This window comes from Paraburkholderia xenovorans LB400 (assembly GCF_000013645.1).
GTDB classification, from domain to species: Bacteria; Pseudomonadota; Gammaproteobacteria; order Burkholderiales; family Burkholderiaceae; genus Paraburkholderia; species Paraburkholderia xenovorans.
Window position 1 is genome coordinate 2,217,270 of sequence record NC_007952.1, and the last position, 23,261, is coordinate 2,240,530.

25 protein-coding genes are annotated in these 23,261 nt (G+C 62.4%); 5 read left to right on the forward strand and 20 right to left on the reverse strand.

Translation table 11 applies throughout. From position 1 onward, the window contains the following. Positions 1-30: 30 nt before the first annotated feature. The 6 genes from rhaS to rhaM form a co-directional block, all read right to left on the reverse strand. Positions 31-1,038, reverse strand: coding sequence for a rhamnose ABC transporter substrate-binding protein (rhaS, locus tag BXE_RS31770; protein WP_011492225.1), 1,008 nt, complete (start codon positions 1,036-1,038; stop codon positions 31-33). Positions 1,039-1,129: 91 nt separating this feature from the next. Further along, positions 1,130-2,146, reverse strand: a complete 1,017-nt coding sequence (locus BXE_RS31775; protein ID WP_011492226.1) for an ABC transporter permease — start codon at positions 2,144-2,146, stop codon at positions 1,130-1,132. Then, positions 2,139-3,197 (reverse strand): ABC transporter permease, encoded by a 1,059-nt coding sequence (locus BXE_RS31780; RefSeq protein WP_011492227.1) that lies wholly within the window; start codon positions 3,195-3,197, stop codon positions 2,139-2,141. Before BXE_RS31780 ends, BXE_RS31775 begins: the two co-directional genes overlap by 8 nt. Next, entirely contained in the window at positions 3,194-4,744 is a 1,551-nt protein-coding gene (locus tag BXE_RS31785; protein WP_011492228.1) for a sugar ABC transporter ATP-binding protein, read from the reverse strand. Before BXE_RS31785 ends, BXE_RS31780 begins: the two co-directional genes overlap by 4 nt. Before the next feature lie 33 nt (positions 4,745-4,777). Then, entirely contained in the window at positions 4,778-5,671 is an 894-nt protein-coding gene (locus tag BXE_RS31790; RefSeq protein WP_011492229.1) for an amidohydrolase family protein, read from the reverse strand. A 40-nt stretch (positions 5,672-5,711) separates the two neighbouring features. Then, positions 5,712-6,035: an L-rhamnose mutarotase gene (rhaM, locus tag BXE_RS31795; protein WP_011492230.1), complete on the reverse strand. Its 324-nt coding sequence runs from the start codon at positions 6,033-6,035 to the stop codon at positions 5,712-5,714. Positions 6,036-6,165: 130 nt separating this feature from the next. Here rhaM and BXE_RS31800 point away from each other — a divergent pair, with 130 nt between their 5' ends. Beyond that, the gene (locus tag BXE_RS31800) at positions 6,166-7,167 is read left to right on the forward strand and encodes a LysR family transcriptional regulator (protein WP_011492231.1); all 1,002 of its coding nucleotides are present in this window, start codon (positions 6,166-6,168) and stop codon (positions 7,165-7,167) included. A 15-nt stretch (positions 7,168-7,182) separates the two neighbouring features. On the opposite strand, the gene BXE_RS31805 is transcribed toward BXE_RS31800, so the two are convergent. The 6 genes from BXE_RS31805 to BXE_RS31830 form a co-directional block, all read right to left on the reverse strand. Next, a complete protein-coding gene (locus BXE_RS31805; RefSeq protein ID WP_011492232.1) occupies positions 7,183-7,965 on the reverse strand; it encodes an SDR family NAD(P)-dependent oxidoreductase in 783 nt (260 codons plus the stop codon). Positions 7,966-8,045: 80 nt separating this feature from the next. Further along, on the reverse strand, positions 8,046-9,224 hold the full coding sequence (rhmD, locus tag BXE_RS31810) for an L-rhamnonate dehydratase (protein WP_011492233.1): 1,179 nt from the start codon (positions 9,222-9,224) through the stop codon (positions 8,046-8,048). Between the two features lie 36 nt (positions 9,225-9,260). Next, positions 9,261-10,589, reverse strand: a complete 1,329-nt coding sequence (locus BXE_RS31815) for an MFS transporter (RefSeq protein ID WP_011492234.1) — start codon at positions 10,587-10,589, stop codon at positions 9,261-9,263. A 96-nt stretch (positions 10,590-10,685) separates the two neighbouring features. Further along, complete coding sequence (locus BXE_RS31820) at positions 10,686-11,438, reverse strand: SDR family NAD(P)-dependent oxidoreductase (RefSeq protein ID WP_011492235.1); 753 nt, start codon at positions 11,436-11,438, stop codon at positions 10,686-10,688. A 200-nt stretch (positions 11,439-11,638) separates the two neighbouring features. Beyond that, on the reverse strand, positions 11,639-12,070 hold the full coding sequence (locus BXE_RS31825; protein ID WP_011492236.1) for a YeeE/YedE family protein: 432 nt from the start codon (positions 12,068-12,070) through the stop codon (positions 11,639-11,641). Position 12,071: 1 nt separating this feature from the next. Next, positions 12,072-12,506 (reverse strand): YeeE/YedE family protein, encoded by a 435-nt coding sequence (locus tag BXE_RS31830; RefSeq protein WP_011492237.1) that lies wholly within the window; start codon positions 12,504-12,506, stop codon positions 12,072-12,074. 216 nt (positions 12,507-12,722) lie between these two features. On the opposite strand from BXE_RS31830, the gene BXE_RS31835 reads away from it, so the two are divergent. Continuing rightward, positions 12,723-12,953 (forward strand): hypothetical protein, encoded by a 231-nt coding sequence (locus BXE_RS31835; RefSeq protein ID WP_233518946.1) that lies wholly within the window; start codon positions 12,723-12,725, stop codon positions 12,951-12,953. A gap of 119 nt (positions 12,954-13,072) precedes the next feature. Here BXE_RS31835 and lhpH read toward each other — a convergent pair whose 3' ends face one another. The 4 genes from lhpH to BXE_RS31855 all read right to left on the reverse strand — a co-directional run bounded on the left by lhpH (position 13,073) and on the right by BXE_RS31855 (position 17,635). Beyond that, positions 13,073-14,080: a trans-3-hydroxy-L-proline dehydratase gene (lhpH, locus tag BXE_RS31840; protein WP_011492239.1), complete on the reverse strand. Its 1,008-nt coding sequence runs from the start codon at positions 14,078-14,080 to the stop codon at positions 13,073-13,075. Positions 14,081-14,128: 48 nt separating this feature from the next. Continuing rightward, complete coding sequence (locus tag BXE_RS31845; RefSeq protein ID WP_011492240.1) at positions 14,129-15,250, reverse strand: branched-chain amino acid ABC transporter substrate-binding protein; 1,122 nt, start codon at positions 15,248-15,250, stop codon at positions 14,129-14,131. A 162-nt stretch (positions 15,251-15,412) separates the two neighbouring features. After that, a complete protein-coding gene (locus BXE_RS31850) occupies positions 15,413-16,123 on the reverse strand; it encodes a lysophospholipid acyltransferase family protein (protein ID WP_007177659.1) in 711 nt (236 codons plus the stop codon). 264 nt (positions 16,124-16,387) lie between these two features. Beyond that, complete coding sequence (locus BXE_RS31855) at positions 16,388-17,635, reverse strand: MFS transporter (protein ID WP_011492241.1); 1,248 nt, start codon at positions 17,633-17,635, stop codon at positions 16,388-16,390. Between the two features lie 390 nt (positions 17,636-18,025). On the opposite strand from BXE_RS31855, the gene BXE_RS31860 reads away from it, so the two are divergent. Next, positions 18,026-18,298: a hypothetical protein gene (locus tag BXE_RS31860; RefSeq protein WP_011492242.1), complete on the forward strand. Its 273-nt coding sequence runs from the start codon at positions 18,026-18,028 to the stop codon at positions 18,296-18,298. Between the two features lie 102 nt (positions 18,299-18,400). On the opposite strand, the gene BXE_RS31865 is transcribed toward BXE_RS31860, so the two are convergent. After that, a complete protein-coding gene (locus tag BXE_RS31865; RefSeq protein WP_011492243.1) occupies positions 18,401-18,721 on the reverse strand; it encodes a hypothetical protein in 321 nt (106 codons plus the stop codon). 760 nt (positions 18,722-19,481) lie between these two features. On the opposite strand from BXE_RS31865, the gene BXE_RS31870 reads away from it, so the two are divergent. Continuing rightward, entirely contained in the window at positions 19,482-19,814 is a 333-nt protein-coding gene (locus BXE_RS31870) for an H-NS family nucleoid-associated regulatory protein (RefSeq protein ID WP_011492244.1), read from the forward strand. Positions 19,815-19,855: 41 nt separating this feature from the next. On the opposite strand, the gene BXE_RS31875 is transcribed toward BXE_RS31870, so the two are convergent. From BXE_RS31875 to BXE_RS31885, 3 genes are all read right to left on the reverse strand, one after another. Next, positions 19,856-20,380 (reverse strand): low molecular weight phosphatase family protein, encoded by a 525-nt coding sequence (locus BXE_RS31875; RefSeq protein ID WP_011492245.1) that lies wholly within the window; start codon positions 20,378-20,380, stop codon positions 19,856-19,858. 274 nt (positions 20,381-20,654) lie between these two features. Continuing rightward, positions 20,655-20,855 (reverse strand): hypothetical protein, encoded by a 201-nt coding sequence (locus BXE_RS31880; protein WP_040124581.1) that lies wholly within the window; start codon positions 20,853-20,855, stop codon positions 20,655-20,657. A gap of 325 nt (positions 20,856-21,180) precedes the next feature. After that, complete coding sequence (locus BXE_RS31885; protein WP_011492247.1) at positions 21,181-21,888, reverse strand: J domain-containing protein; 708 nt, start codon at positions 21,886-21,888, stop codon at positions 21,181-21,183. Between the two features lie 436 nt (positions 21,889-22,324). Here BXE_RS31885 and BXE_RS31890 point away from each other — a divergent pair, with 436 nt between their 5' ends. After that, the gene (locus BXE_RS31890; RefSeq protein WP_040124579.1) at positions 22,325-22,984 is read left to right on the forward strand and encodes an NADPH-dependent FMN reductase; all 660 of its coding nucleotides are present in this window, start codon (positions 22,325-22,327) and stop codon (positions 22,982-22,984) included. The last annotated feature ends 277 nt before the right edge of the window (positions 22,985-23,261 follow it).

The window sequence follows — 23,261 nt, forward strand, 5'->3', positions numbered from 1 at the left end:
ACCTCACGTCGCGCGGCGATGCTTGCCCACTCAGAAGTTAAAGTTGTCGATATTGCTCGCGTCGAACGTGGTGGGCGGTCCGAGAATGATTTCGCCTTGCGGCCCGATGGTCCGTTTGCCGAGCTTGCCGGCGTCGAACGACTCGCCTTCCTTACCGCTGATCGTGCCCGAAGACAGCGCCGCCGCGGCATAAGCAGCCAGGTAGCCGAGTTGACCCGGATCCCACAACTGGAACGCCTTCACGGTGCCGTTCTTCACGAACGCACGCATCTGGTTCGGCGTACCGAGACCGGTCACCGCCACCTTGCCCTTACTCGACGAAGTGGAGATATAACGCGCGGCGGCGGCAATACCGACCGTGGTCGGCGCGACGATCGCCTTCAGATTCGGATATGCCTGCAGCAGACCTTGCGTTTCGGTAAATGACTTCTGATCGTCGTCGTTACCGTAGGCGATCTTCACGAGCTTGATCTTCGAATACTCGGGCTTTTTCAGTTCCTCCTGCATCCACTTGATCCACGTGTTCTGATTGGTCGCATTGGGCGTGGCCGACAACACGGCGAACTCACCCTCGCCGCCCATCAGCTTGGCCACCAGTTGAACCTGGCCACGGCCGATGCCTTCCGCATTCGCCTGGTTGACGAACAGTTGCCGGCCCTCGGGCGCCGTGTCCGAGTCGAAGGTCACGACCTTGATGCCTTGCGACATCGCTTTCTTCAGATACGGCACCACCGCATTCGCGTCGTTCGCAGCGATCACGATCGCGTCCTGGCGTTGCGTAATCAGCGTATTGATGTACTGCACTTGCGACGACGCGCCCGCATCCGACGGCCCTACCGCTTTGCCCACGCCGCCGAATTCCTTGATCGCGGTCATGCCGCCGTCGTCGGCGATCACTTCGTAGGGGTTGTTGATCTGCTTCGGCACGAATGCGATTTTCAGACCGCTTTTCAGGCCCGCGGCGGACGCGGCGCAACTGATCGCGATCAACGCAACGCAGAGCGCCGCGGTGCCGGTGTGACGTAGAGGTTTGAACATGAAGTGTCTCCTGCCTTGTTGTTGGACGTGACGTTGTCCGGGTTATCGGTTGTTGGACTTTCTCTTCGCAGATGCAGGCATGGCTAAAAACTTAGACTGAAGATGCGGACTTCGCGATGAAACGCCGGTCGCGCGCCGCGCGCCAGCGCGCCACCAGATTCGGTATCAGCACCGAGGCCAGCAGCAGCACGCCGGTCACGATGGTCAACGTTTCGCTGGATACGTCGTCGAGCGTCAGCGCGTTTTTCAGCACGCCGATAATCAGCAGCGACAGCAGCACGCCGATCATCGACCCGCGTCCGCCGAAAATGCTCACACCGCCGAACAGCACCGCCGCGATCACCGACAACTCGAAACCTTCACCGTTGTCGCCCCGCGCGCTCGTGAAGCGCAGCGTATAGACCACGCCCGCCAGCGCACTCATGGCGCCGGACAGCACGAACAGACGCAAGCGGATCTTTGCCACTTCGATACCGGAGAACGCCGCGGCGGTCGGATTCGCGCCGATCGCATAGAGACTGCGGCCGAACGCCGTGGACTGCAGCAGCACGGTGAACACCACCGCGCCGACGATCACGATCACAAACGGCAGCGGTATGAAACTCGAACCAACCGTGCCCATGCCGAACGCCGTGTAAGCCGCGGGAAAATCCGCCACCGCCTGGTCGCCGAGCAGCACATAGGCGAGGCCGCGAAACAGCGCCAACGTGCCGATCGTGACCGCGAGCGAAGGCAGATTGAGCTTGACGATCACGAGGCCGTTGAGCAGACCGGCCAAAGCTCCCGCGATCAGCACCAGCACGATCACGACCGGCATCGGCAAGCCCATGTGCCATAGCACGCCCATCAACGCGCTGGACGCGCCGAGCACCGAGGCCACCGACAGATCGATTTCGGCGGCGACGATGATCAGCGTCATCGGCAGCGCCATCAACGCAATTTCGGTCAGATCCGCCAGCACGTTGCTCAGATTCGCGCCGGTGAGAAACACCGGCGACAGCAACCGCCCTAGCGCGAGCGAGAGAATCAGCACGATCACCAGCAGCACTTCCCATTGCAGCGGCGTTTCGCGTTTGCGCGTGAGCAGCGCGGAATCGGGTTTAGCCATGATCGCGTTTCCTCATCATGCGTTTTGCGACGGAGCGGGCCAGCAAGGTATCGGCGGTAATCGCGGCGACGATCAGCGCGCCCTCGATGGCCTGCTCCCAGAATGGCGACACGTGCAGCACGACCAGCGCGATGCTGATCACGCCGAGCACGAGCGCGCCCAACGTGGCGCCGAGAATCGTGCCGACGCCGCCAGTGATTGCGACACTACCCACCACAGCGGCGGCCACCACTTGCAATTCGATGCCCTTCGCGGTGCTGGCATCCACGGTGCCGAAGCGTGCCAGCCACAACGCGCCCGCAAAACCGGCAATCGCGCCAGAGAGCAGAAATCCCGCCATCACGCGACGCTCCACGTTCACACCGGCGAGACGCGCCGCCTCCGGATTCGAGCCGATCGCGTAGTGTTCGCGGCCACCGCGAAACTGCTTCAGATACACGGCGAGACCGGCCAGCACGACGATCGCGATCAGCGCAAGCGTCGGAATGCCGAGCAACGTTCCAGTCGCGAGACGAGAGAAAGCATCGGGCAGGCTGGTGGCGTTGATCTGCCCGCCATGCACCCACGCATAGTCCGCACCGCGAAAAATGTACAACGTGGATAGCGTCGCCACCAGCGACGGCACGCGTCCCACCGCGACGAGCAGCGCATTGATGCCGCCCGCCACGAGACCGATGGCAAGCCCCGCGGCCAACGCGACGATCACCGGCATCTGCGGAAACGCGACATACAGGCTGCCGACCGCATACGCGCTGATGCCGACCGTCGAGCCGACCGACAGATCGATATGCCGCATCAGGATCACCACGGTCATGCCGGCCGTCAGCAAGCTGATGATCGACACGTTCAGCAGCACGTCGCGCAGGTTCTGCAGGTTCAGGAACTGCGGTTTCGCGAGCCCGGTGCCCACAATCAGCAGAATCAGTACGACGAACAGCGTTGTTTCGCGGCTCTTCGCGATGCTTGCGGCAAAGCCGCCCGGCGAGCCCGCCGTGCGCTTCGCGACCGGCGGATGGACCGGCGCGGGATGGGTGGAAGAATGGCGCATCATACGGCGTGTCCCAGCGGTGGAATCGGTTGGACTGGATGGCCGACGGGTTGGCCAAGTGCGGCGCCCATGATGCGTTCCTCGTCGGCGTCGGCACGCGCTATATCCGCGCTGATACGTCCCTCGTGCATCACCAGCACGCGGTCGGCCATGCCGAGTACTTCCGGCAATTCGCTCGAGATCATCAGCACGGCCATACCGTCGCGCACCAGTTCAGCGAGCGCGCCATACACCTCCGCTTTGGCGCCCACGTCGATACCACGCGTGGGTTCGTCGATGATCAGCACTTTCGGCCCGGTTGCCAGCCATTTGCCGAGTACGACCTTCTGCTGATTGCCGCCCGACAACGTGCCGACCGGTGCATCCGGATCACCCGCCTTGAGGTGCAGGCGCGTGCCCCATTGTCTGGCGAGTTGCGTCTCGCTGCGCGTCGAGATGAGGCCATGCTTGACGAGCCGCCCGAGCACCGTCATCGACGCATTGCGCGCGATGCTCAACTCCAGCGCGAGCCCTTGCTGGCGGCGATCCTCCGGCACCAGCGCGAGTCCAGCGCGCACCGCGGCGGCGGGCCGGCCCGCCGTCAGACGCTCGCCGGCAATCCAGATCTCGCCAGAATCGAGCGGATCGATGCCGAAGATCGCCCGCGCCACTTCGCTGCGCCCCGCGCCGACCAGCCCGGCCAGCGCCACGATCTCGCCCGCGCGCACGTCGAAGGAAATGTCCTTGAACACGCCGATGCGCGTGAGACCGCGCACCGCCAGGCGCACTTCGCCCGGCGGGCGTTCGGCCTTGGGATAGAAGGTTTCCAGATCGCGCCCGACCATTTTTGCAACGATCGATTCGGTGTTGAGATCGGCAGTGAGGCCGTCGAAAACTTTCGCGCCGTCGCGCATGATCGTAACGCGTTGTGTCAGCGCGAATACTTCGTCGAGCCGGTGCGTGATGAACAGGATCGCCACGTCGCGCTCGCGCAGCTTGCGCACGATCGCAAAAAGCCGTTCCACTTCCGGCAGAGACAACGCTGCCGTGGGTTCGTCCATAATCAGCACGTTGGCATTGAGCGACAGCGCCTTGGCAATTTCGATCACCTGCTGATCGGCAATCGACAAACCGCGCACCAGCTGATCGGCGCGCAGATCGACACCGAGCGACGCCAGCAGGCCATCCACCTCGCGGCGCATCGCGTCGTACTGAATGCGGCCGATGCGGTCGACCGGTTGGCGTCCCATGAAGATGTTCTCCGCGATCGACAGATCGAAGAACAGCGTCGGCTCCTGATAGATGACCGCGAGGCCGGCGTCGCGCGCCTCGGCGGGTGTCGCGAAGCGGCGAGCCACGCCGTCCACCAGCAACTCGCCGGTATCCGGCTGATGCACGCCCGCGAGAATTTTCACGAGCGTCGATTTGCCCGCGCCGTTTTCGCCGAGCAGCGCATGCACTTCGCCCGGCCATAGCGCGAGATCGCCGTCGGACAGCGCGCGAACCCGGCCGAATGATTTACTCGCGCGCCGCAATTCGAGCCTGGGCACCGCGGATGTGGGTTGCTGCACTGCGTGTCTCCTTTTTTCGCGTTCCAGTGCACTTCAAATGCGGTAGCAACGTTCCGCATTCCGGCAAAACAGCGCCTCTTTCTCGGTGACGCTCGCTCCATCGACGATCGATGCATACGCATGCCATAAATCCGCGTAAGAGCCGAACAGCCGGTCGACCGGAAAGTTCGAGGCGAACATCGCGCGCTCGACGCCGAACGTATCGATCGTTTCGAGCACGTACGGCCGCAGGCTTTCAACGGTCCACCGATGATCGAACATCGCAAGGCCGCTGATCTTCACGGCGACATTGCGGCAACCGGCGAGCAGGCGCATGCCGTCGCGCCATGCGCGATAACCGGCCACGCTGCTGCGATCCACGAACATGCCCGCATGGTTGATCACGAACTGCGTGTCGCCATGCGAGCGCGCCAACGCCGCCGCTTCTTCCATCTGTGACGGATACAGTTGCAGATCGAACGACATGTCGTAACGGCGCAGCAACGCAAAGTGCTCGCGCCATTGCGGCTCGCGCATGAAATGACGGCCGACGTAATCGAACAGTCTGTTCTCGTGCACGTTCAGAATCTGCCGGACGCCACGCGTATTGGCGAACGACGCATGGGCTTCGAGCACGGCCGGTGCATTCGGCGCGGACAGATCCACCGCGGCGACAATCGCGTTCGGCAGGCCGCGCGATTCCTTGCGATCCGCAATGGATTGCAGCCAGCGCGTTTCTTCCACGGGATCAGCGGGATCGTGATTCGCTTCGACGTGCACCAGTTTCAGCACCTCGATGTCGCCCGCCTCACCCAGCAGATCGTCGAGCAGGTAGTCGTGCTTCAGATCGCGCGCGTCGCCCACGAACGACACGCCGGGGTTTTCGAGCCACGGATAGCGATGCGTTTTCAGGTCCCACAAATGGATATGCGAATCGACCACCTGCATGCGGCACACTCCGTCCGGTGAAGATCGTTTCGAAGTCAGCTCAGCTCAGCGAATTCAGATGAAAGACCGGTTCGAGCGGCTGCTGAAGCGGCGTGTGATCCGCTGCCGTCTGCATGATGTCGGCCATGTAATCCCACCATTTGCGCATCACGTCGAGTTGCGGCAACTCGTTCATGGTGTGATGGTTATGGCGCGTCAGCATGGCGAATAGATGGTGCGAGTCCGGGTCGAAGAAAATCCGGTAATCGCGCACGCCGGCGTTGTGCAATGCATCAACCAGTTCGGGCCAGATTTGCGCGTGACGTCGTTCGTATTCCTCGCGCATGCCGGGGTTGAGCACCATCCGGAAAGCGATTGTTTCCATTGCGGCCTGTCTCCCGTCGTATCGGGCGCTTTCTGGGAGAAGCGTCTGATGCGACTATAATTCCTGCGTCGATAGCATCTCAATCCGTTGTTGGGATTGGGCGATCCACAAACCGAATCGCACCCGCCCCATGAGCCAACACTCAGCAACTGTCGCACTGGTCAATCGGCTCAAGTTCAAACACCTCGCGCTGCTCGTCGCGCTCGACGACGCCCGCAATCTCCATCAGGCCGCCGAGGCCGTCAACGTGGCCCAGCCAAGCGCGAGCCGCATGCTCGGCGATATCGAGGAGGCGTTCGGCTTCCTGCTGTTCGAGCGCAACGCGCGCGGTATGACGCCCACGCCGCTCGGCGTCGTCACGCTGGCCTACGCGCGGCGCGCGCTGGCCGAACTGACCCGTTTCGCCGAAGACCTCGAAGTCAAGCGACGCGGCGGTCATGGGCAACTGACGGTCGGCGCGATCATGGGCGCCGCGCCCGATCTGCTGGCTATGGCAGTCGCCGCGCTGAAAACCGAAAGCCCGCTGCTGAATGTGCGCATTCTGGGCGAAACGAGCGATCAGGTCGTGCAATTGCTGCATCGCCGCGAAGTCGATCTGGCGCTGGGGCGCCTCACCAGTCCGCTGCAACACAACGATTTCAGTTTCGAGCCGCTCGCACGCGAGACGCTGCTGCTGGTCGTGCGCTCGGTGCATCCGCTCGCGCAGCGCGCGCGCCTTACCCTGCGTGAGCTGATCGACTGGCCGTGGGTGGCGCAGCCTGTCACCAGTCCGGCGCGTGTGCTTTTCGAAGAGGAACTCGCGCGTGCGGGACTGGCCACGCCGGTGAACCTGACCGAATGCGCGTCGATCTTCGCAACGCTGCAACTGCTCGAGAATTACGATGCGGTGGCAATGCTGCCCGAATCCGTGGTGCGCGATCATTTGCGCGGCAAACTGCTGGTTGCGTTGCCGCTCGAAATCGGCAAGAGCCTGTCGGGCTTCGGCATTCTCACGCGCAAGGAAGAACCGCTGGCTGAACCGGCGCTGCGCTTCATCGACCTGTTGCGCGGTTTCTCGCACAAGCTCAAGCGCGACGACACGGCCGCCGCCGCATCCAGTTCGCTGATCGCGGCTTCGGCTCCGGTGAACTGAAATCGGCATTGCACGTTACTGCAGGTTGACGAAGAGGCCGCCGTCCACCAGCAACGCTGCGCCGGTCACATAGCGCGCGCGGTCGGAGGCGAGGAACGTCACGCAATCGGCGACATCTTCCGGACGGCCCAACCTGCCGAGCGGAATGCGTTTTTCGAAGTAGGCTTTTTTGGCTTCGTCGGCGAGGTCTTGCGCGTTCAGGTCCGTGGCGATGGTGCCCGGCATGACCGAGTTGCAGCGAATGCCATACGGTCCCAACGCAACCGCGCAGGACTGCATCAGCGAATGCACGCCCGCTTTGGTCGGCGTGTAATGCGTCTGCATGCCGCCGCCCACCAGCGCGCTGATCGAACTCGTCGCCACGATCGCGCCACCCGTGCCCTGCGCTTTCATCTGTTGCGCGGCGGCTTGCGTCACGTAGAACGCGCCATTCAGATTGACCGCCACTGTCGACTCCAGCACTTCAGGCGGCATGTCGAGAAAAGCATGGAACGGACAGATGCCCGCATTGCTGGCGAGCACGTCGACTTTGCCGAAGGCTTCCACCGTATGGCGCACCAGTTGCTGGCCGGTCTCGCGCGCGGCGACGTTGCCTTCGATCGCAATCACGCGCCGCCCCAGCGCCTCGATTTCGCCGACCACTTCGGCGACGGCGGAACGGCGTCCGTACGATGCGTCGTTATCGCCCCAGTAGTTGATCGCCACGTCCGCGCCTTCGGTTGCGCATGCAACGGCTATCGCGCGGCCAATGCCACGCGAAGCGCCGGTCACGATCACGACCTTGTCCTTGAGCAGCACGTCATTCTCCTTTGCTGGTTCGACACTGCGAGGCGCGCGCCCCGGCAGCGCCAGGAGTGCCCGAACGGCGCGACGAACGATCAACGCGCATACGGCCGCACCAGTGCGCATTCCGGATTCAGCCTCACACCGAAACCCGGCGCGTCCGGCACCTTCATGCGTCCGTTCACCGGCACCGGCTCGTCGAGCAGCAGCGGCGTGAACATCGGCACGACCTCGTCGGCCTTGGGCGCCATCATCAGAAACTCGGCGAACGGCGAGTTGTGCCGCGTCACCACGAAGTGATAGCTATAGACCGATGAACCGTGCGGCACCACCATCACGTTGTGAGCATCGGCAAGCGCGGAAATCTTGATCAATTCGGTAATGCCGCCGCACCAGCCGACATCCGGTTGAATCAGATCGCAGCATTGCATCTCCAGCAGCATGCGAAAGCCCCAGCGCGTCGCTTCGTGTTCGCCGGTGGACACCATCATGCCGCGCGGCACGTTGCGGCGCAGTTCGGCGTAACCCCAGTAGTCGTCGGGCGGCAAACATTCCTCGATCCATTTCAGGCCGTATTCGTGCGCCGCTTGCGCGAGCCGCGTGGCATACGGCACATCGAGGCTCATCCAGCAGTCGTACATCAGCCAGAAGTCGTCGCCGACGCGGCTGCGCATCTCCGCGAGCTTGTCCAGGTTCTGCCTGAGACCGGCGTCGCCTTCGGCCGGACCATGCTGCAACGGCAGCTTGCCGCCGATGAAACCCATCTCCTTCGCTAGATCAGGCCGCGCGCCGGTAGCGTAGAACACGAGTTCGTCGCGCACCGGACCGCCCAATAGCTGGTACACCGGTTCCTTGCGCACTTTCGCGAGCAGATCCCACAACGCGAGATCGACGCCCGAGATCGTATTCAGCACCACACCTTTGCGACCGTAGTACAACGTGGAAAAGTACATCTGATCCCACATTTTCTCGATGTCGGTAACGAGCTGCCCTTCGAGAAAACGCGCGAGATGTTTCTCCACGATGAACGCGCCGATCTCGCCGCCTGTGGTCACCGCGAAGCCGACGGTACCGTCGCTTGCTTCGATCTCCACCACGAGCGTGCCCAATACATTGATACCGAACGACTGGCGGCTCTGCCGATACTCCGGATAACGCGCCATCGGCGTGGAGATGTGATCGTCGATCCAGTGTCCGCCAGGTTGGTCGTGATAGTCCGCACCGCCGCCGCGGACGATGAAGGCACGCACGTGCCGGATGGTAGGCATGGCCATGAATGGGGCTCCGTTATGAGTACGTCGAGCGTGCGCCTAGCGGGCGCGATGCAGTAAGGTTTCGAAAGCGGCGGCCGGCTGGGCGGGATCGCGGCGCAATAGCGTACCGATCATGAGCGCGGCGAGCAGACTCGACACGCCCAGCACGACCAGTCCCGCCGACGTCGACGAAAACGCGCGTTCCGCCGCGGTGCGCAAGCTCGGCGCAATGAAGCCGCCGAGTCCGCCGAGCGAATTGATCAACGCAATGCCGCCCGCCGCGGCGGCGCCCGTGAGATAGCGCGTGGGAAAGGTCCAGAAAAGCGGCTGTGCGGCGATGAAACCGCTCGCTGCACAACACAGCGCGAGCAAGCCGATCGCGGGGCTATGCACGAGTCCCGACACGCCGATACCCAGGCCAGCGACGATCAGCAACGCCACCGCCCAGCGCCGATGCCCACCGGTTCGATCCGCGCGGCGCGGCACATACCAGGTCACGGCGAGCGCGCACAACCACGGCAGCGCGGCGACGAGACCCACACGCAAGCCGACCGTCGTTCCAAGAAAGGCCGCCACCTGCTGCGGCAGATAGAAAATCACGCCGTACACGCTCATCTGGATCAGCAGATAGATCGCCGACAGCAGCAGCACACGCCGATCCACCAGTGCTGCCAATATGCGCTGCGGACCGTGCGCGGACGCCGCACGCGCGTCGTCTTCGAGCGCACTGCGCAAGCTCGCGCGCTCCTGCGGTTCGAGCCAGTGCGCGTCTTCGGGACGATTGTCGAGATACCAGAATGCCCATACGCCCACCACCGAAGCCAGCGCGCCTTCCACCAGAAAGAGCCATTGCCAGCCGGCGAGACCCAGCGCGCCGTGCAATTCGAGCAGCGAACCCGACAACGGACTGCCGAAAATAAACGCCAGTGGCGCACCGAAATAAAACACACCCACCGCGCGCGCTCTGGCCGATTGCGGAAACCAGTGCGTGAGGTAATAGATCACGCCCGGAAAGAAACCCGCCTCGGCGGCGCCGAGCAGAAACCGCAACGTGTAGAACGCGGTCGGCGTATGCGCGAGGCACATCGCGGCCGAGACGAGCCCCCATGTCACCATGATCCGGCACATCCAGGCGCGCGCGCCGACCCGATGCAGCAGCAGATTGCTCGGGACTTCGAACAATGCATAGCCGACGAAAAACACGCCCGCCCCGAAGGCAAATGCCGCGTTCGACAAACCCGTATCGTGCTGCAAGGCCTTTTGCGCGAAACCGATGTTGGCGCGATCGAGAAACGCCAGCACGTACATGAACAGCAGAAACGGCAGCAGCCGGCGCATTACCTTGCCGTTGATCGCCTCCAGTGAAACGGGCGCGTGCGGGTCCATCTCGTCTCCTTCACAAAGCGCGCGCGGTCGGCGGCTCTGCGTTTTGCTGTCTTATGTACCGCTAATGACGTCACGCCGGTGTGATCGCGCGGCGGCTCAATAGGTCGCGCGCCCGCCGGACAGGTCGAATACCGAACCGGTGCTGAACGCGCAGTCCTCAGAGGAGAGCCACAAGATCAGCGACGCCGCTTCTTCGGGTAACAGGAAGCGGTTCATGGGAATCTTCGACAGCATGTAGTCGATGTGTTGCTGCGACATCGAATCGAAGATCTCGGTTTTGGCCGCGGCGGGTGTGACGGCGTTGACGAGAATGTTCTTCGTCGCGAGTTCTTTACCGAGCGATTTGGTCAGGCCGATGAGGCCGGCCTTGGAGGCGCTGTAGTGCGAGGCGTTCGGGTTGCCCTCTTTGCCCGCCACCGAAGCGATATTGACGATCCGGCCATAGCCCTGCCTGAGCATTTGCGGCACGACCGCGCGGCAGGTCAGATAGGGGCCGATCAGGTTCACGTCGATCACGCGGCGCCAGATGTCGGGTTCCAGTTCCCAGGTGGTGCCGTTGCCGCCGGTGATGCCGGCGCAATTGATCAGCACGTCGATCGCGCCGTGATCGGCGACGGTTTGCGCCACGGCCTGCGCGACGGCGGCTTCCTGTGTCAGTTCGACGGCGACTGCCGTGACTTTGCCGAGCTCGCTCAGCTCACGCTGGCTGCGGGCGAGACGTTCGGCGTCCACGTCCCATAGCGCGACCGATGCGCCCGAGTTCAACGCCCGCTGCGCGACCGCGTAGCCGATGCCACGCGCGCCGCCGGTAATGGCGACTACGCGCCCCTCCAGATCGATCCGATTCATCGCTGTGCTCCTGTGGCAGACCTGAGCGGCGTGCCTTTGTGTTGTTGTATCCGGCTGCCTGTGCTGCTGGTTCAGCCAATATACGAGCGGTGCGATGCGCTAACAATTCGAGTATTGGAGGGGGTGATAACAAAAGTGGATCGAAGGGAGTATCGACAGGGTTTGCTGCCTGCGAAGGTGTCCAGGCCCATCACCGCCATTCAGGCCTGCTGCCGACTCAGTTTCGCGCGCTCGAAGAACTCGAACACACTCATGCCGGCGAGCATTGCGGCCACGAATCCCCAGGCCTTGGGAAAACCGGCGCCCAATGCGACCAGCGCAGGGCCCGGACAAAATCCGGCAAGTCCCCAGCCCACGCCGAATACCGCGCTTCCCAGCACGAGCCGCAGCGTGATGTGGGTGCTGGCGGGAAGTTGCATGGGCAACCCCAGCAGGGATTGCTTGCGGCGTTTTGCCAGCAGGAATGCGATAGAGCCGATGGCTATTGCACCAGCCATAACGAATGCCAGCGACGGATCCCATCGCCCTGCGATGTCCAGAAATCCCAGCACCTTCGCCGGATTGGCCATGCCGGACACCATCAGACCGACGCCGAACAGCAGCCCGGAAAGTAACGCGGTGAGCAAACTCATCTCAGCCTCCCAGCAGATGTCTGGAAATGAACACGGTCAGAAAACCGCTCGCCATGAACGTTGCGGTTGCAACAACCGAACGGATGGACCCTCGCGAAATGCCGCAAACACCGTGGCCGCTCGTGCAACCGCCCGCGTAACGCGTGCCGATGCCGACCAGAAAGCCCGCGACGAGTATCTCGCCCCACCCGGCCTGGATATCCGGCGCTATCCGGCTACCCAGCAAGCCTGCCAGCACAGGGGCTCCAATGAGCCCGGCAAGAAAAGCGACACGCCATTGCGCGTCTTTCTGCGGCGTGCCGACGAGGCCGCCGAGTATGCCGCTGATGCCGGCTATGCGTCCGTTGAACAAAACAAGCGCGGCAGCCGCGGCCCCGATCAGCAGGCCGCCCGTCAATGACAGGCCGGGCGTGAAACTCGCGAGATCAATCGACATGGCCTCTCCTTATCTTCATTGGGCGCAGAACTGGTTGTACAGCAAACGCACAGGCTTTCTCCACCGAGGCCTGCACCGGTCCGAACATGCTGCACGTTATTTTTTTGCACTTGCACAAATGCTCCATCGAGCCGGATACTAATCCGGCCCGCGTTGTCTCCTCAGCGGGTGCATCAGTCTTCGCCCGCCCCCGCGCGGGCTTCTTTTGAACGATGGATGCAAAAGTCGGGAGGCGCGATGGAAGTCTGCGATGGATGCTCCGGCATCAACGGCCGGCCTGTCGATGTTCAACGGCAGGAACACCTCACGCTGATCGGTGTGGCGGAATGCAACGGCACACTCGTCCTCGAACACTATCGCTGCGACAAATGCCGGGCGGTTATCGCCAGACAATTCACGGGCGACTCCGCTGAACGGATCTGGAGCGTAATCGAAACCGCGCATTGAGAACCGGCGCAACGGTCCGGACCGGACAAACCTCTGCCGTTATCGGCAATGTCCAGTTCCTCGCGTTCAGCCGGATCCCCGGCCGCTCACTTCTTCACCCGATCCGCACGACGTCCGCCCTATCGAACAAGGAACCCGTAGGTAAGCGGATCGCGCTCATCCACTAGCCATGTCGCGAAGCCGCAGACAAAAGCGTTGCCTTCGACCTCCGGAATGACGGCCTTGAAATCGCCCACCGTCGTTTCGCTCAAGACACGCCCTTTGAACACCGTGCCGATAATGGACTCGTTCACAAGCGTCTCGTCCTTGCCAAGCTTGCCGCGCAGATAAAGCTGCGCGACCCGGCCGCCGGTTCCGGAACCGGTGGGTGAACGGTCCACCTCGCGGTCCGCAAACACACAACAGTTGGCTTGCGTCGACTCCGCGTGCCGCGGTGCGTTCGCAATGATGGTGCCGTAGATGTGGTTGATCTCGGGGATATAAGGATGCTCGACGGGAAACGCCCTGTTTGCAGCCTCCTTCACTTCGGCACCGAAGCGGATGAGTTCTTCCACGGCCGACTCCCGCACCTCGAGGCCGTGCGGCGCCCCGTCGGTGTAAAAGTAGAACGCGCCGCCGAACGCGATATCGCCCGTCACCGAACCGAACGACGGCGTCTGCACGGTCACGTCCCGCTTCCAGATAAACGACGGCACGTTGACGAAGCGAACGTTGCCGGCATGCTCGCCATCCCACTTCACGAATGCTTCGATGAACCCGCAAGGCGCGTCGATGCCGATGCGCGTTTCGGGTATCTCACGCTGAACCCAGCCCAGTTCGACCGCCGCCGTCGCGAGCGCGATGACGCCGTGGCCGCAATGGTCGCTATAACCTTCGTTGTGAAGGAAGATGATGCCGAAGTCGGCGGCGGCGCTGACCGGTTCCGTCAGATACCCGCCGTACATGTCGGCATGCCCACGCGGCTCGAACATCAACGCCCGGCGGATATCGTCGGCGTTTTCCTTCAGCCACGCGCGCCGCTTGACGATCGTGTCGCCAGGCAGACGCGGCAAACCGCTGGTGACAATGCGGAATGCCTCTCCGCCGGTGTGAACTTCGACAGTCTGGATAGTGCGTGAAATTTTCATATCTGCTTCGTGAAGTCGGTGGGTCGCCTGCCGTTACGTTACTGTCCGTCATTCACCGTAGGGGACCGGCAAGCCATTCCTGATGGTGTACACGGTGGTCGGGGCGCCCTTCAGATCGCCGGACTCGTCGAACGAATAGGTGCCCGCAACGCCCTTATAGTTCTCCTTCGCGAGTTGCGCGATCAGCTTGGCCTTGTCCGTTGTCGTTCCCGCTTTCACCATTGCGTCGGCGAGCAGTTTCACGCCGTCGTAGTAGCTCACGGCGTAGACCTGGGTATCGATGTTGTACGCAGCCTTGTACTTTTGCAGGAACTCGCGGCCGGCCGCTGTTTTCTCGAGCGCGATACCGCCCTGCGCGCAGTAGACGATCGATGCCGCGTCGCCGGCCACCTTGCCCATGTCGGCCGAACAGATGCCGTCGCCGCCGAGCAGTTTGGCCCTGAGCCCGCGCTGACGCATCTGTTTGGCCATCGGCGCGCCTTGCGCCGCGTAGCCGCCAAAAAAGATCACGTCGGGATTTTTGGACTTGATGTTCGTGAGAATGCCGAGGAAATCGGTAGCCGACGAGTTGGTGAATTCCTGGTCGATGATCTGAATGCCGTTTGCCTTGGCGACTTTCGTGAACTGCTCCGCCACGCCTTGACCATATGCCGTGCGATCGTCGATCACGGCGGCCGTTTTGGCCTTCAACGTCTTCGCGGCAAATTGTCCCATCGTGCCGCCCAGTTGTTCATCGCTCGCGCCGATACGGAAGATGTTCCTGAAGCCCTGTTTGGTCAGCGCCGGGTTGGAGGCGACGGGCAGCATCGGCACATTTCCGGCGTTGTAGACGCGTGAGGCGGGAATCGCCACGCCCGAGTTATACGGTCCGACAACGGCGACCACGCCGCTATCGACCAGTTTCTGCGCAACCTGCACGCCGATTTTCGGATCGGCCTGGTCGTCTTCCGAGTCCAGTTTGAACGTGACCTTTTGGCCCGCGACGGTAACGCCCGCCTTGTTCAGCTCGTCGATGGCAAGCCGCGCCCCGTTCTCGTTGTCCTTGCCGTTCGGCGCCTGCGGGCCCGTGAGCGGAGCCGAATGACCGATGGTGACGACAACCTGGGCAGCTGCGGACACGGTGAAACCGGCGGCCATCAACGCGGCCGCAGTCATTGCAAAACGTCGCATACCAAACTCCGATTGGACTGGGAGCAAACACCTTATGCTCAATTCGGCTCCAATTCAATCGGCCGTCGACAACAGCGGCCGCCCTCGCGTCAGGTCGCGGGAAATCTGCGGATCCTGCCGCGACCCTGCGCGTATCGGTGCGTCGCGCGTCACCGAAAAGCGTCAGAGCCGCTGCAGTTCGTTCTTCATCCATTCATGCACGGCATGACTCAACTCCTGCTGTGTCATCTCCCGAGGCGAGAACGGCGGGCCGACCACCACGCGAATATGCCCGGGACGGTCGGGCCAGCCTTTCGTCGGCCAGACCTTGCCCGCGTTCAGGACTACCGGGACGGCAGGCACGCCGGTCGCGCATGCGAGCCGCACGCCTCCCGATGTCATCCTCAACGGGGCATCGTGACGCACGCGGGTGCCCTCCGGGAAAATGACGACGACGTCGCCCTTTGCCAGCCTCTCCGCGCTTTCCTTCGTGACAGCCTGGTGAGCCTGCCGGGCGGAACCACGGTTCAGGCTGACCATATCGAGTCCGCGCAGCACCCAGCCAAAGAACGGAATGCGCAGAAGATCTTCCTTGAACACAAAACTGATTCGGCGTGGAATAAGCGCCAGAAAAGCGAGCGTTTCCCAAGTCGATTCGTGACGGCACAAAATGATCGCCGGTCCGTCAGGGAGGTGTTCAAGCCCGTCTATCGAACATGACACGCCGGGCAGCCAACGCATGACAAAAACCAGCGCACGGCACCATTGTTTCGCAAGCCAGTATCGTCCAGCGCGTCCGACGAAAGGAAAGAGAAGCAGAATGATGATGGAATACAGCGTCCCGCTACCGAGCATGTAGACGATAAACAGCCATTTGGTGAAAGTTGAGCGCATCGGGACCTGGATCAGATTGGTAGGCGGCGCAAGAATATCACCGTACCCTTTGAGACTGCGACGTGAGAGTTATGTCAGGCCGCGAACCCGAAGGCGGCGGCCGGCCAGGCTTGCAAACAGCCCCCATTGCGAGCGAGGTTCGCGCTGTGATCGGGTTGTCGGTGCATCGTCCTTCACGGTTCCGAGCGAATGGCCGGAGCGCCGGTTGGATGTGAACCTGAACCGCTGAACCAGCACTAAACCTCTGAGCCTCTGAACCGGTTGTCAATCCGGGCATGCCGGGCAAGCCAACGCCTCAGGCGCGACAGGCTGCTCGCTGCGCCCGAAGCTCGCCAGCGCGGCGAGCCCCAGCAACGCGAGACCGCTGCCGAGCAGAAAGTCGGCCGAAATACCCACATGGTCGACCACCACGCCGCCCACCAGCGACCCCACCGCAATCGCCACCTGAATGATGCTCACGAACAAGGCCGAACCCGCTTCGGGCGAGTCCGGCGTAGCGCGCTGAATCCAGATGCTGAAGCACAGCGGCAATGCGCCGAACGAAATGCCCCACGCGAGCACCAGCGCCATGACGCCGATCGTCGAATGCTGCAGCAGCGGCAGCGAAACCAGCGCGAACATCAGCAGCGAAACCATCACGGCTACCGAGACTTTCAGGTTGCGCGTCACCGTGGACGAAACGGCGAAGTTCGAGAAGAACCCGATTACGCCGAATCCGAGCAGCAGCCACGTGATCGTCGACATGTCCAGATTCGCATTGTGCAGCAGGAAAGGCGTGATGTACGTGTACGACGAAAAATGCGCGCCGAACACGAGCCCGACCATCAGCATGCTTCGGCGAGGATGCGGGCGGCGCAGCAACGCCACCAGATCGCGCAGGCGCAACGCGGCGTCCGACGGCAAGGACGGCACGAAGAAGAACTGCGCGACGAGCGCAATAGCGACCAGCACGCCGGTCGCCATGAACGACAGGCGCCACGACGCGAAGCTGGCGATGAACGTGCCGAGCGGCACGCCGATCACCGTGGCGCACGTCACGCCGGTGAGGATGGTCGCCATTGCTCGCGCAGAATCTCTCGGCTTGACGAGCCGTACCGACGCCGCCGTAGCCAGCGTCCAGAAGCCGCCCAATGCAGCGCCGAGCAGCGCGCGCCCGAGCAGCATGACCAGAAAATTCGGCGCAAAGGCCGAAATCAGATTCGAAGCCAGCAGCAAAGCCGTGAGTAAAAGAAATACCCGCCGCCGATCCATACGCCCCGCCACCAGCATCAGACCCGGCGCGGAAATAGCTGCAATCACGCCGGGCACGGTGACCATCAATCCGGCCGTGCCGGGCAGCACGCCGAGATCCGCGGCGACCCGCGGCAGGAGTCCGACCGGCAAAAACTCCGTCGTCACGAAAGCGAAAGCGCCGATGGCGACCGCGAAAACAGCGAGCCACGAACGCAGGGACGACGGCGTGCCGTCGTCCAGCGAGGCATGGCTCGCCGCGAGATTATCTTCGATCAACATAGTATTGTTTGCGAGTTTCTAAACAACAGATGGAATTGGAGCGGCCGCACCGCGCTAATCCGTTGGCGAACCACGAGGCATGAGGCACGATTAAAAAAGCAGGCCATATTGGCCTGCTTGCCGGCAGCGACGCGAATGCGGTCTGGAAATTAGCGAGTGAAAACCCGAATGGACTACACCATAACATCGTAATAAATCGTCCGCTGACGAGTCCGGAAAATTGCGGTCGGAGGTAGGGTTATCGATGCGGATCACGGGCGTGCAACCGTGCGTGAGAATGACGGGGCAAGATGCAGGCAAGTGCACGAGTCAGTTGGGCACAGCGTTTGCTGAAGCCACGTCAGCCTTCAACGCACTGTCAACCGCTTACCGAAAACGAGGACATCGCCCATGCTTACCACCCGCCCCTGTACCGCTACTTGTGTGATCGACGGCATGCCGGTCACCGTCACCTTCTATCCGGACAACGGCGTGTTGCGCATTGCGGATCCGTTGGGTACGTGTATCAGGGAAACGCGCTGGCACGACTCGTGGCGCGCACTGCTGGACGAATTCCGTGGTTTCACTGAACGCGCGTCAGTGCAAGGACACGATTTCGACACGATGATGGGGCATCTCGGCGAACACGCCGATCATTCACAGCACGGCATGGCGCTGGCATGAGTCAGGCACGAGTCAGGCTTAAGGAAGGCGCGGCGGGAAGTCGGCGGAAGTAACGGGAATGCAGCGCCTGTATCACGCGCCGCATTCCCGAAGATGGATCTGTCACTGACCGAAATAAATCCTGCATAACGGGCCGGAAGAAGTGCATGGCTGGTTTTGCCGATCTCCCGCGTCCGACTGCCCTGCTGCCACGCCTCCATATGACACATTCTGCACCGGCTGTGCGCCGGGCGTCATGCCCTGTCCTGATTCGCTGAACGGCATATCGGTCGTGGCCTGCGCCGATTCGTTCGCGTTCTGTTGCATCATCGTGTGGCCCGGCACACCCGCGCCCTGCTGGCCCTGAGTCTCCTGCGCGCTCGCCGTTCGCGGCGCGAGCAGGAGCACGGCGCTGGCCACCGCCATCAATAATCGTAGTTTCATGTCCAGACTCCTTGAATCCGGCGCAGCAGTTCTCGTCCTCCAAACAATTGATCCGTGAAAAAAACGCCAGGCTGCCCGATGGGCTGACGGACGAGTCGATGTCGATGCGAACTGCTGCGGCGAGTCATCGAACTAAACGGCAAATGACTTGCCATACCTGAACCGATGTCGGACGCGTTCTCGCGACTGGCCGGAATCGGTTGCCGCAGGCTGGCGGTGCGGATTTTGGCTCCGCTGTTTCTTTATAGCTCGGCCACTCAGGAATTCAATCGCTGAACACCCCGGCCCCGTTTACCGCGGCCGGCAAGTTCGAAAGACGGCATTTGAAACAAAATCAGCCGGACCGGCGCGTGCTTTGGCCACACAGTGCGTTATGATGCTGGCATAACGTAAATAATCGGCCCCGCGCGAGGCACCGGCGAGAGACGGAGCGTGGAGATGAAACCGGCCATCTGCAATCAATGCATCGTCAATACAGTTTTTTCCCTTGTCGGCATGAGACTTATCCGGTCTTGTCTGCCGCGCGGCGGAGCGCTTGAATATTCATTGATTGATAACCTGGTTTGATAGGCGGCCGGATAGGCCATATGCTGCGCCGCGATATAGGGAACGACGTTTTCTGACGCTGCCTTTGGAATTTCCTTCAATCGATAACCACACCGCGGGCCGTCCCCATTCACATGGGCTCGATGCTCACGCGGGCTTCCCTTGCAATCTGTAATTGACAGAACGCTGGACGTTTTAGAAGGACGAATATCTTATGGACGAAAGGAAGCGAGATAGCATGATTGCGTATCTCCGCCACCGCATGGAAGAGTTTGGTATCAAACCAGAAGACCTTGCCGCAGTGCTCGCATCCGAGCCGGCCGCGCAAAAGGCTGAACGCTACCGTAGCGCAACTGGAGATAGCTGGGATGGCCAGGGTGAGATGCCCCAATGGCTGAAACAGGCCATCAGCGCAGGTCAGTCTATCGACCACTTTGAACTGTCGGCCACGCCGGCGCCCGCGCCCGCTCCGCAGCAGAAGAAACGTGTGGACTGGCAAAACGACCCGTTCGCCGGCAGTCCGCTCGCACGCTCGAACAACCGCTAGACCGCTGCGCTATTGCGGCTCATGCAAGTGCTGGACTGCGATCATGCGTCGCACGTCGTGGCGCGGTGCGACGAATCAATGGCTGCGGGGACCGCTGCCGCGCTTGCCGTGGTGCTTGCCGGCATGGCGTATTGCGGCAGTTCGATAAACGCGCTGACCTGCCGCACGATTTGCCAGAACACCTTGTCGAACAGGCGTGCGCGCTCCGGCTCGGCCATGTCGCCCGCGAGCGGATCGGCAAAGCTCCAGAGGCACAACTGTGGTTCACCTGGAAACGCGGGCGCATGCCGTGCGTCCACGGATTCGTCCAGGGCGATCACGAGGTCCATGCGCGGCGCCCATTCGCCGGTAAATTCCAGCCAGCTTTTCGGGCTCAGCACGCCAAGATCCGAAATGCCGGGCCGCAATTGCGCGACCGCAAATGGATGAACCCGCGCGGCCGGCTCCGGTCCCGCGCTGAACGCGTCAAACCGGTGTCCCGCCAGTTCCCGCAATAAAGCTTCGGCAATGATGCTGCGTGCTGAATTCTCGCGGCAGAGAAACAGCACCTTGTATTTTCTGGTCACGCTTACCCCGTACACGTGTTTTTATGCTTCTGTGTGCCATTCTGCCGGCTCAGTCTTGCGCCCTCGTGACACTACGATGATCAAATTTGTCGCGCCACGAGAATTTGTACCAGGGTTTCTCGCTCGCAAACGCAGTGCGTTGGTGTGCCTGGTCCGTGCGCCTCGTTGTGCATTCACGCTCGCCCCAAAGTGTATCAGCGCAAGCGCGAAGCTTTCATTAAGCCTTCGAAAGAGAGGGAGAAATTCAACCAGGCGCCGCGCTTCAATTTCAGCCTCAGACAGAAGCTTCGGTCTCGCGTTGGCCTGACACGATCCGGTTGGCCGCATCGCTTCCATCGGCGCCGGCCGCAGGAGGCGTATCGAACGACATCGCCGCGGGCGGTGTACTGATCGCCTTGACGCCGTTGGCAATACCGGGCGCCGCGACGTAGGGGATAAACGCCGCCACCGCAACGACTACGATGAAAGTGAACATGGCCGTCGTGCCTCCAGGGATCGACTGCGTGGAAGTCGAGCGAAGCAGTTCGCTTGGCAATGAGCAGGCGTCGCTCGTGCTTGCCGTGTCCGAACGACGCATGTCACGGCCCTGTGTTTGATTCTAGAAGCGCCAATTCCGGCGCTAAAGTCCGCTCTCTATATCAATTCGGTCTACGTCTATGGTCTAGCGGCCAGGGCGCCATTTCTCGCACGGCAGCAGATTCCGTGATCTCGCATCCGGTCTGCGACGCGACAATCGCCGCGACTCGCGAGTCGCCTCTCCTGCGGGCCGTTGTAAATCGCCGGACAATTCGCGTGATACGTCAAAACCGCAATCCGTTGAGGAACTGAAACCACAGACCTTCGAGCACGCCGGCCGGATGAGTCGCGGCTGCGGGTTCCGCGCGCTTCTCCTGCTTCTCCGGATTGGCGCGCCTCGCCGGCACGTCCTGCACGGCGGCGTCCTGTTTCGCTAAAGTTGGGTCGGACTCAGCCGAAGCATCGGCAACACCGGAAACATCGTGAGCCCCGGAAACGTCGGGAGCATTCGCTGCGTCGGCCTGCGCCTTTGCGGCTTCGCGCCGCGCAGCCTGCAACGCCGACACGCTATCGGCGATCTGCGCGGCTCGCCCCACCTCGCATCGACGCCCGAGCAGCACGCCGAACAGCACGTCGCGGTTGTGGCCGTCGTCGGCGAAACGCATGGCGAGCGCGACCATCTCCGCATACGCGGCCTCGTCAGCGGCGCGCGCGGCCGCTTCGCGCTCGGTTTGCGCCTGCTGCCGGCGCGCATGCTGCGCCTCCCAGCCGCGCATCTGTTCGGCGTAGACCGAGTCGTACACCTTGCGCTGCGCGGCGTCGGAGAGAATCGCGTACGCGTCCCTGATTTCCTGGAAAGTGGCGCGCGCAACTTCCTCGGCGCCGCCATTGCGGTCGGGGTGCCACTTCATCGCGGCCTTCCGGTAGGCGCGCTTGATCTCTTCTTCCGTGGCGTGCGTGGGCACGCCGAGGGTGTCATAAAGGGTTGCCATTGCGTGCTCGACCTCGCCGTGATTCACTTCGCGGACCATCGTAGCATGCAAAAAACGGCTTTATCGTGAAGCGGCCGGCGCCCGCGCCGCTCGCTCGCCGGACAAAAAAATGGCCTCGCCGCTAGCGTGGCGAGGCCCAATCCCATGTCAAGGAGATGTCATGGAGGAGACGATCCGATCATAGCCGCCGGTTATCACACCCCCAAACAATGCTTCGCCATATGCTTATCCGGCGCGATCTCAAGTGCATTGCAGCCCATGCGGCGCGGCGCCGCCGCTCGCCAACACCCTGCACGGTTATATCGTTAGAACAAAAAGTCGCTTCGTGCCGCGCCTCGCGCTCATTAAGATGACACTTCAAAGTCCGGTTCGCCCCGGTCCGCTGCGCGCAGCCCCGCGCCGGCGCATCGTGAGCCGCTACCGAAGGAGCATTTCGTTGACCAGTTTCGATCATCCCCGCCGGCCGCTCGTCGTCGGCATTGGCGGCACGACACGCGCCGCTTCGTCGACCGAACGCGCGCTCGGTTTCGCACTGCGCGGCGCGCAGGCCGCGGGCGCGAATACCCGCCTGTTCGGCGGCACCTTCCTGCATAGCCTGCCTCACTATGCTCCGGAACAGCCGCAGCGCACGGATGAACAGCTCGAACTGATCGAGGCCGTGCGCCATGCGGACGCCCTGATCATCGCCACGCCCGGCTATCACGGCGGCGTGTCCGGTCTCGTCAAGAACGCGCTCGACACGCTCGAGGAACTGCGCGCCGACGAGCGCCCGTATCTGGACGGCCGCGCGGTCGGCTGTATCGTCACTGCTTATGGCTGGCAGGCCGCCGGCTCGGTGCTGACCTCGTTGCGCTCGATCGTTCACGCGCTGCGCGGCTGGCCCACGCCTTTCGGCGCCGGCATCAACACGCTGGAAACGCGCTTCGATACCGTCGACACCTGTTCCGACGCGAAGGTGGTCGATCAGCTCGCCACGGTCGGCCAGCAAGCCGCGCAATTTGCGCTGGCGTTCAACGCGCACCGCACGCCGGACGCGGCGCCGCTTGGCGGCGCACTCAAGGACGCACCGTCCGCACGCCTGCTGCACGCGGTTTAACTCCCCTCTCTCCATACGTCTTACGCCACCGTGGACCCGCCTGGGCGGCCCACGGTGGCGTCGTTCGTGCAAACCGTGCGGCACATAACAGACCCGCGATTCACATCGCCGGATAGTGTGCTCGAACACAGCGCATATGATCCGATCGGGGCTTCTGCATACCTGCCTGCTGATTTGCTTTCGACGAATGATTGGTTCACCCGCTGCGCAGCGCGGCCTACGCTTGACCCTGCCCGCTGATTTACCGGCCGCGTGACGCTACGGATTGCGTCTGACG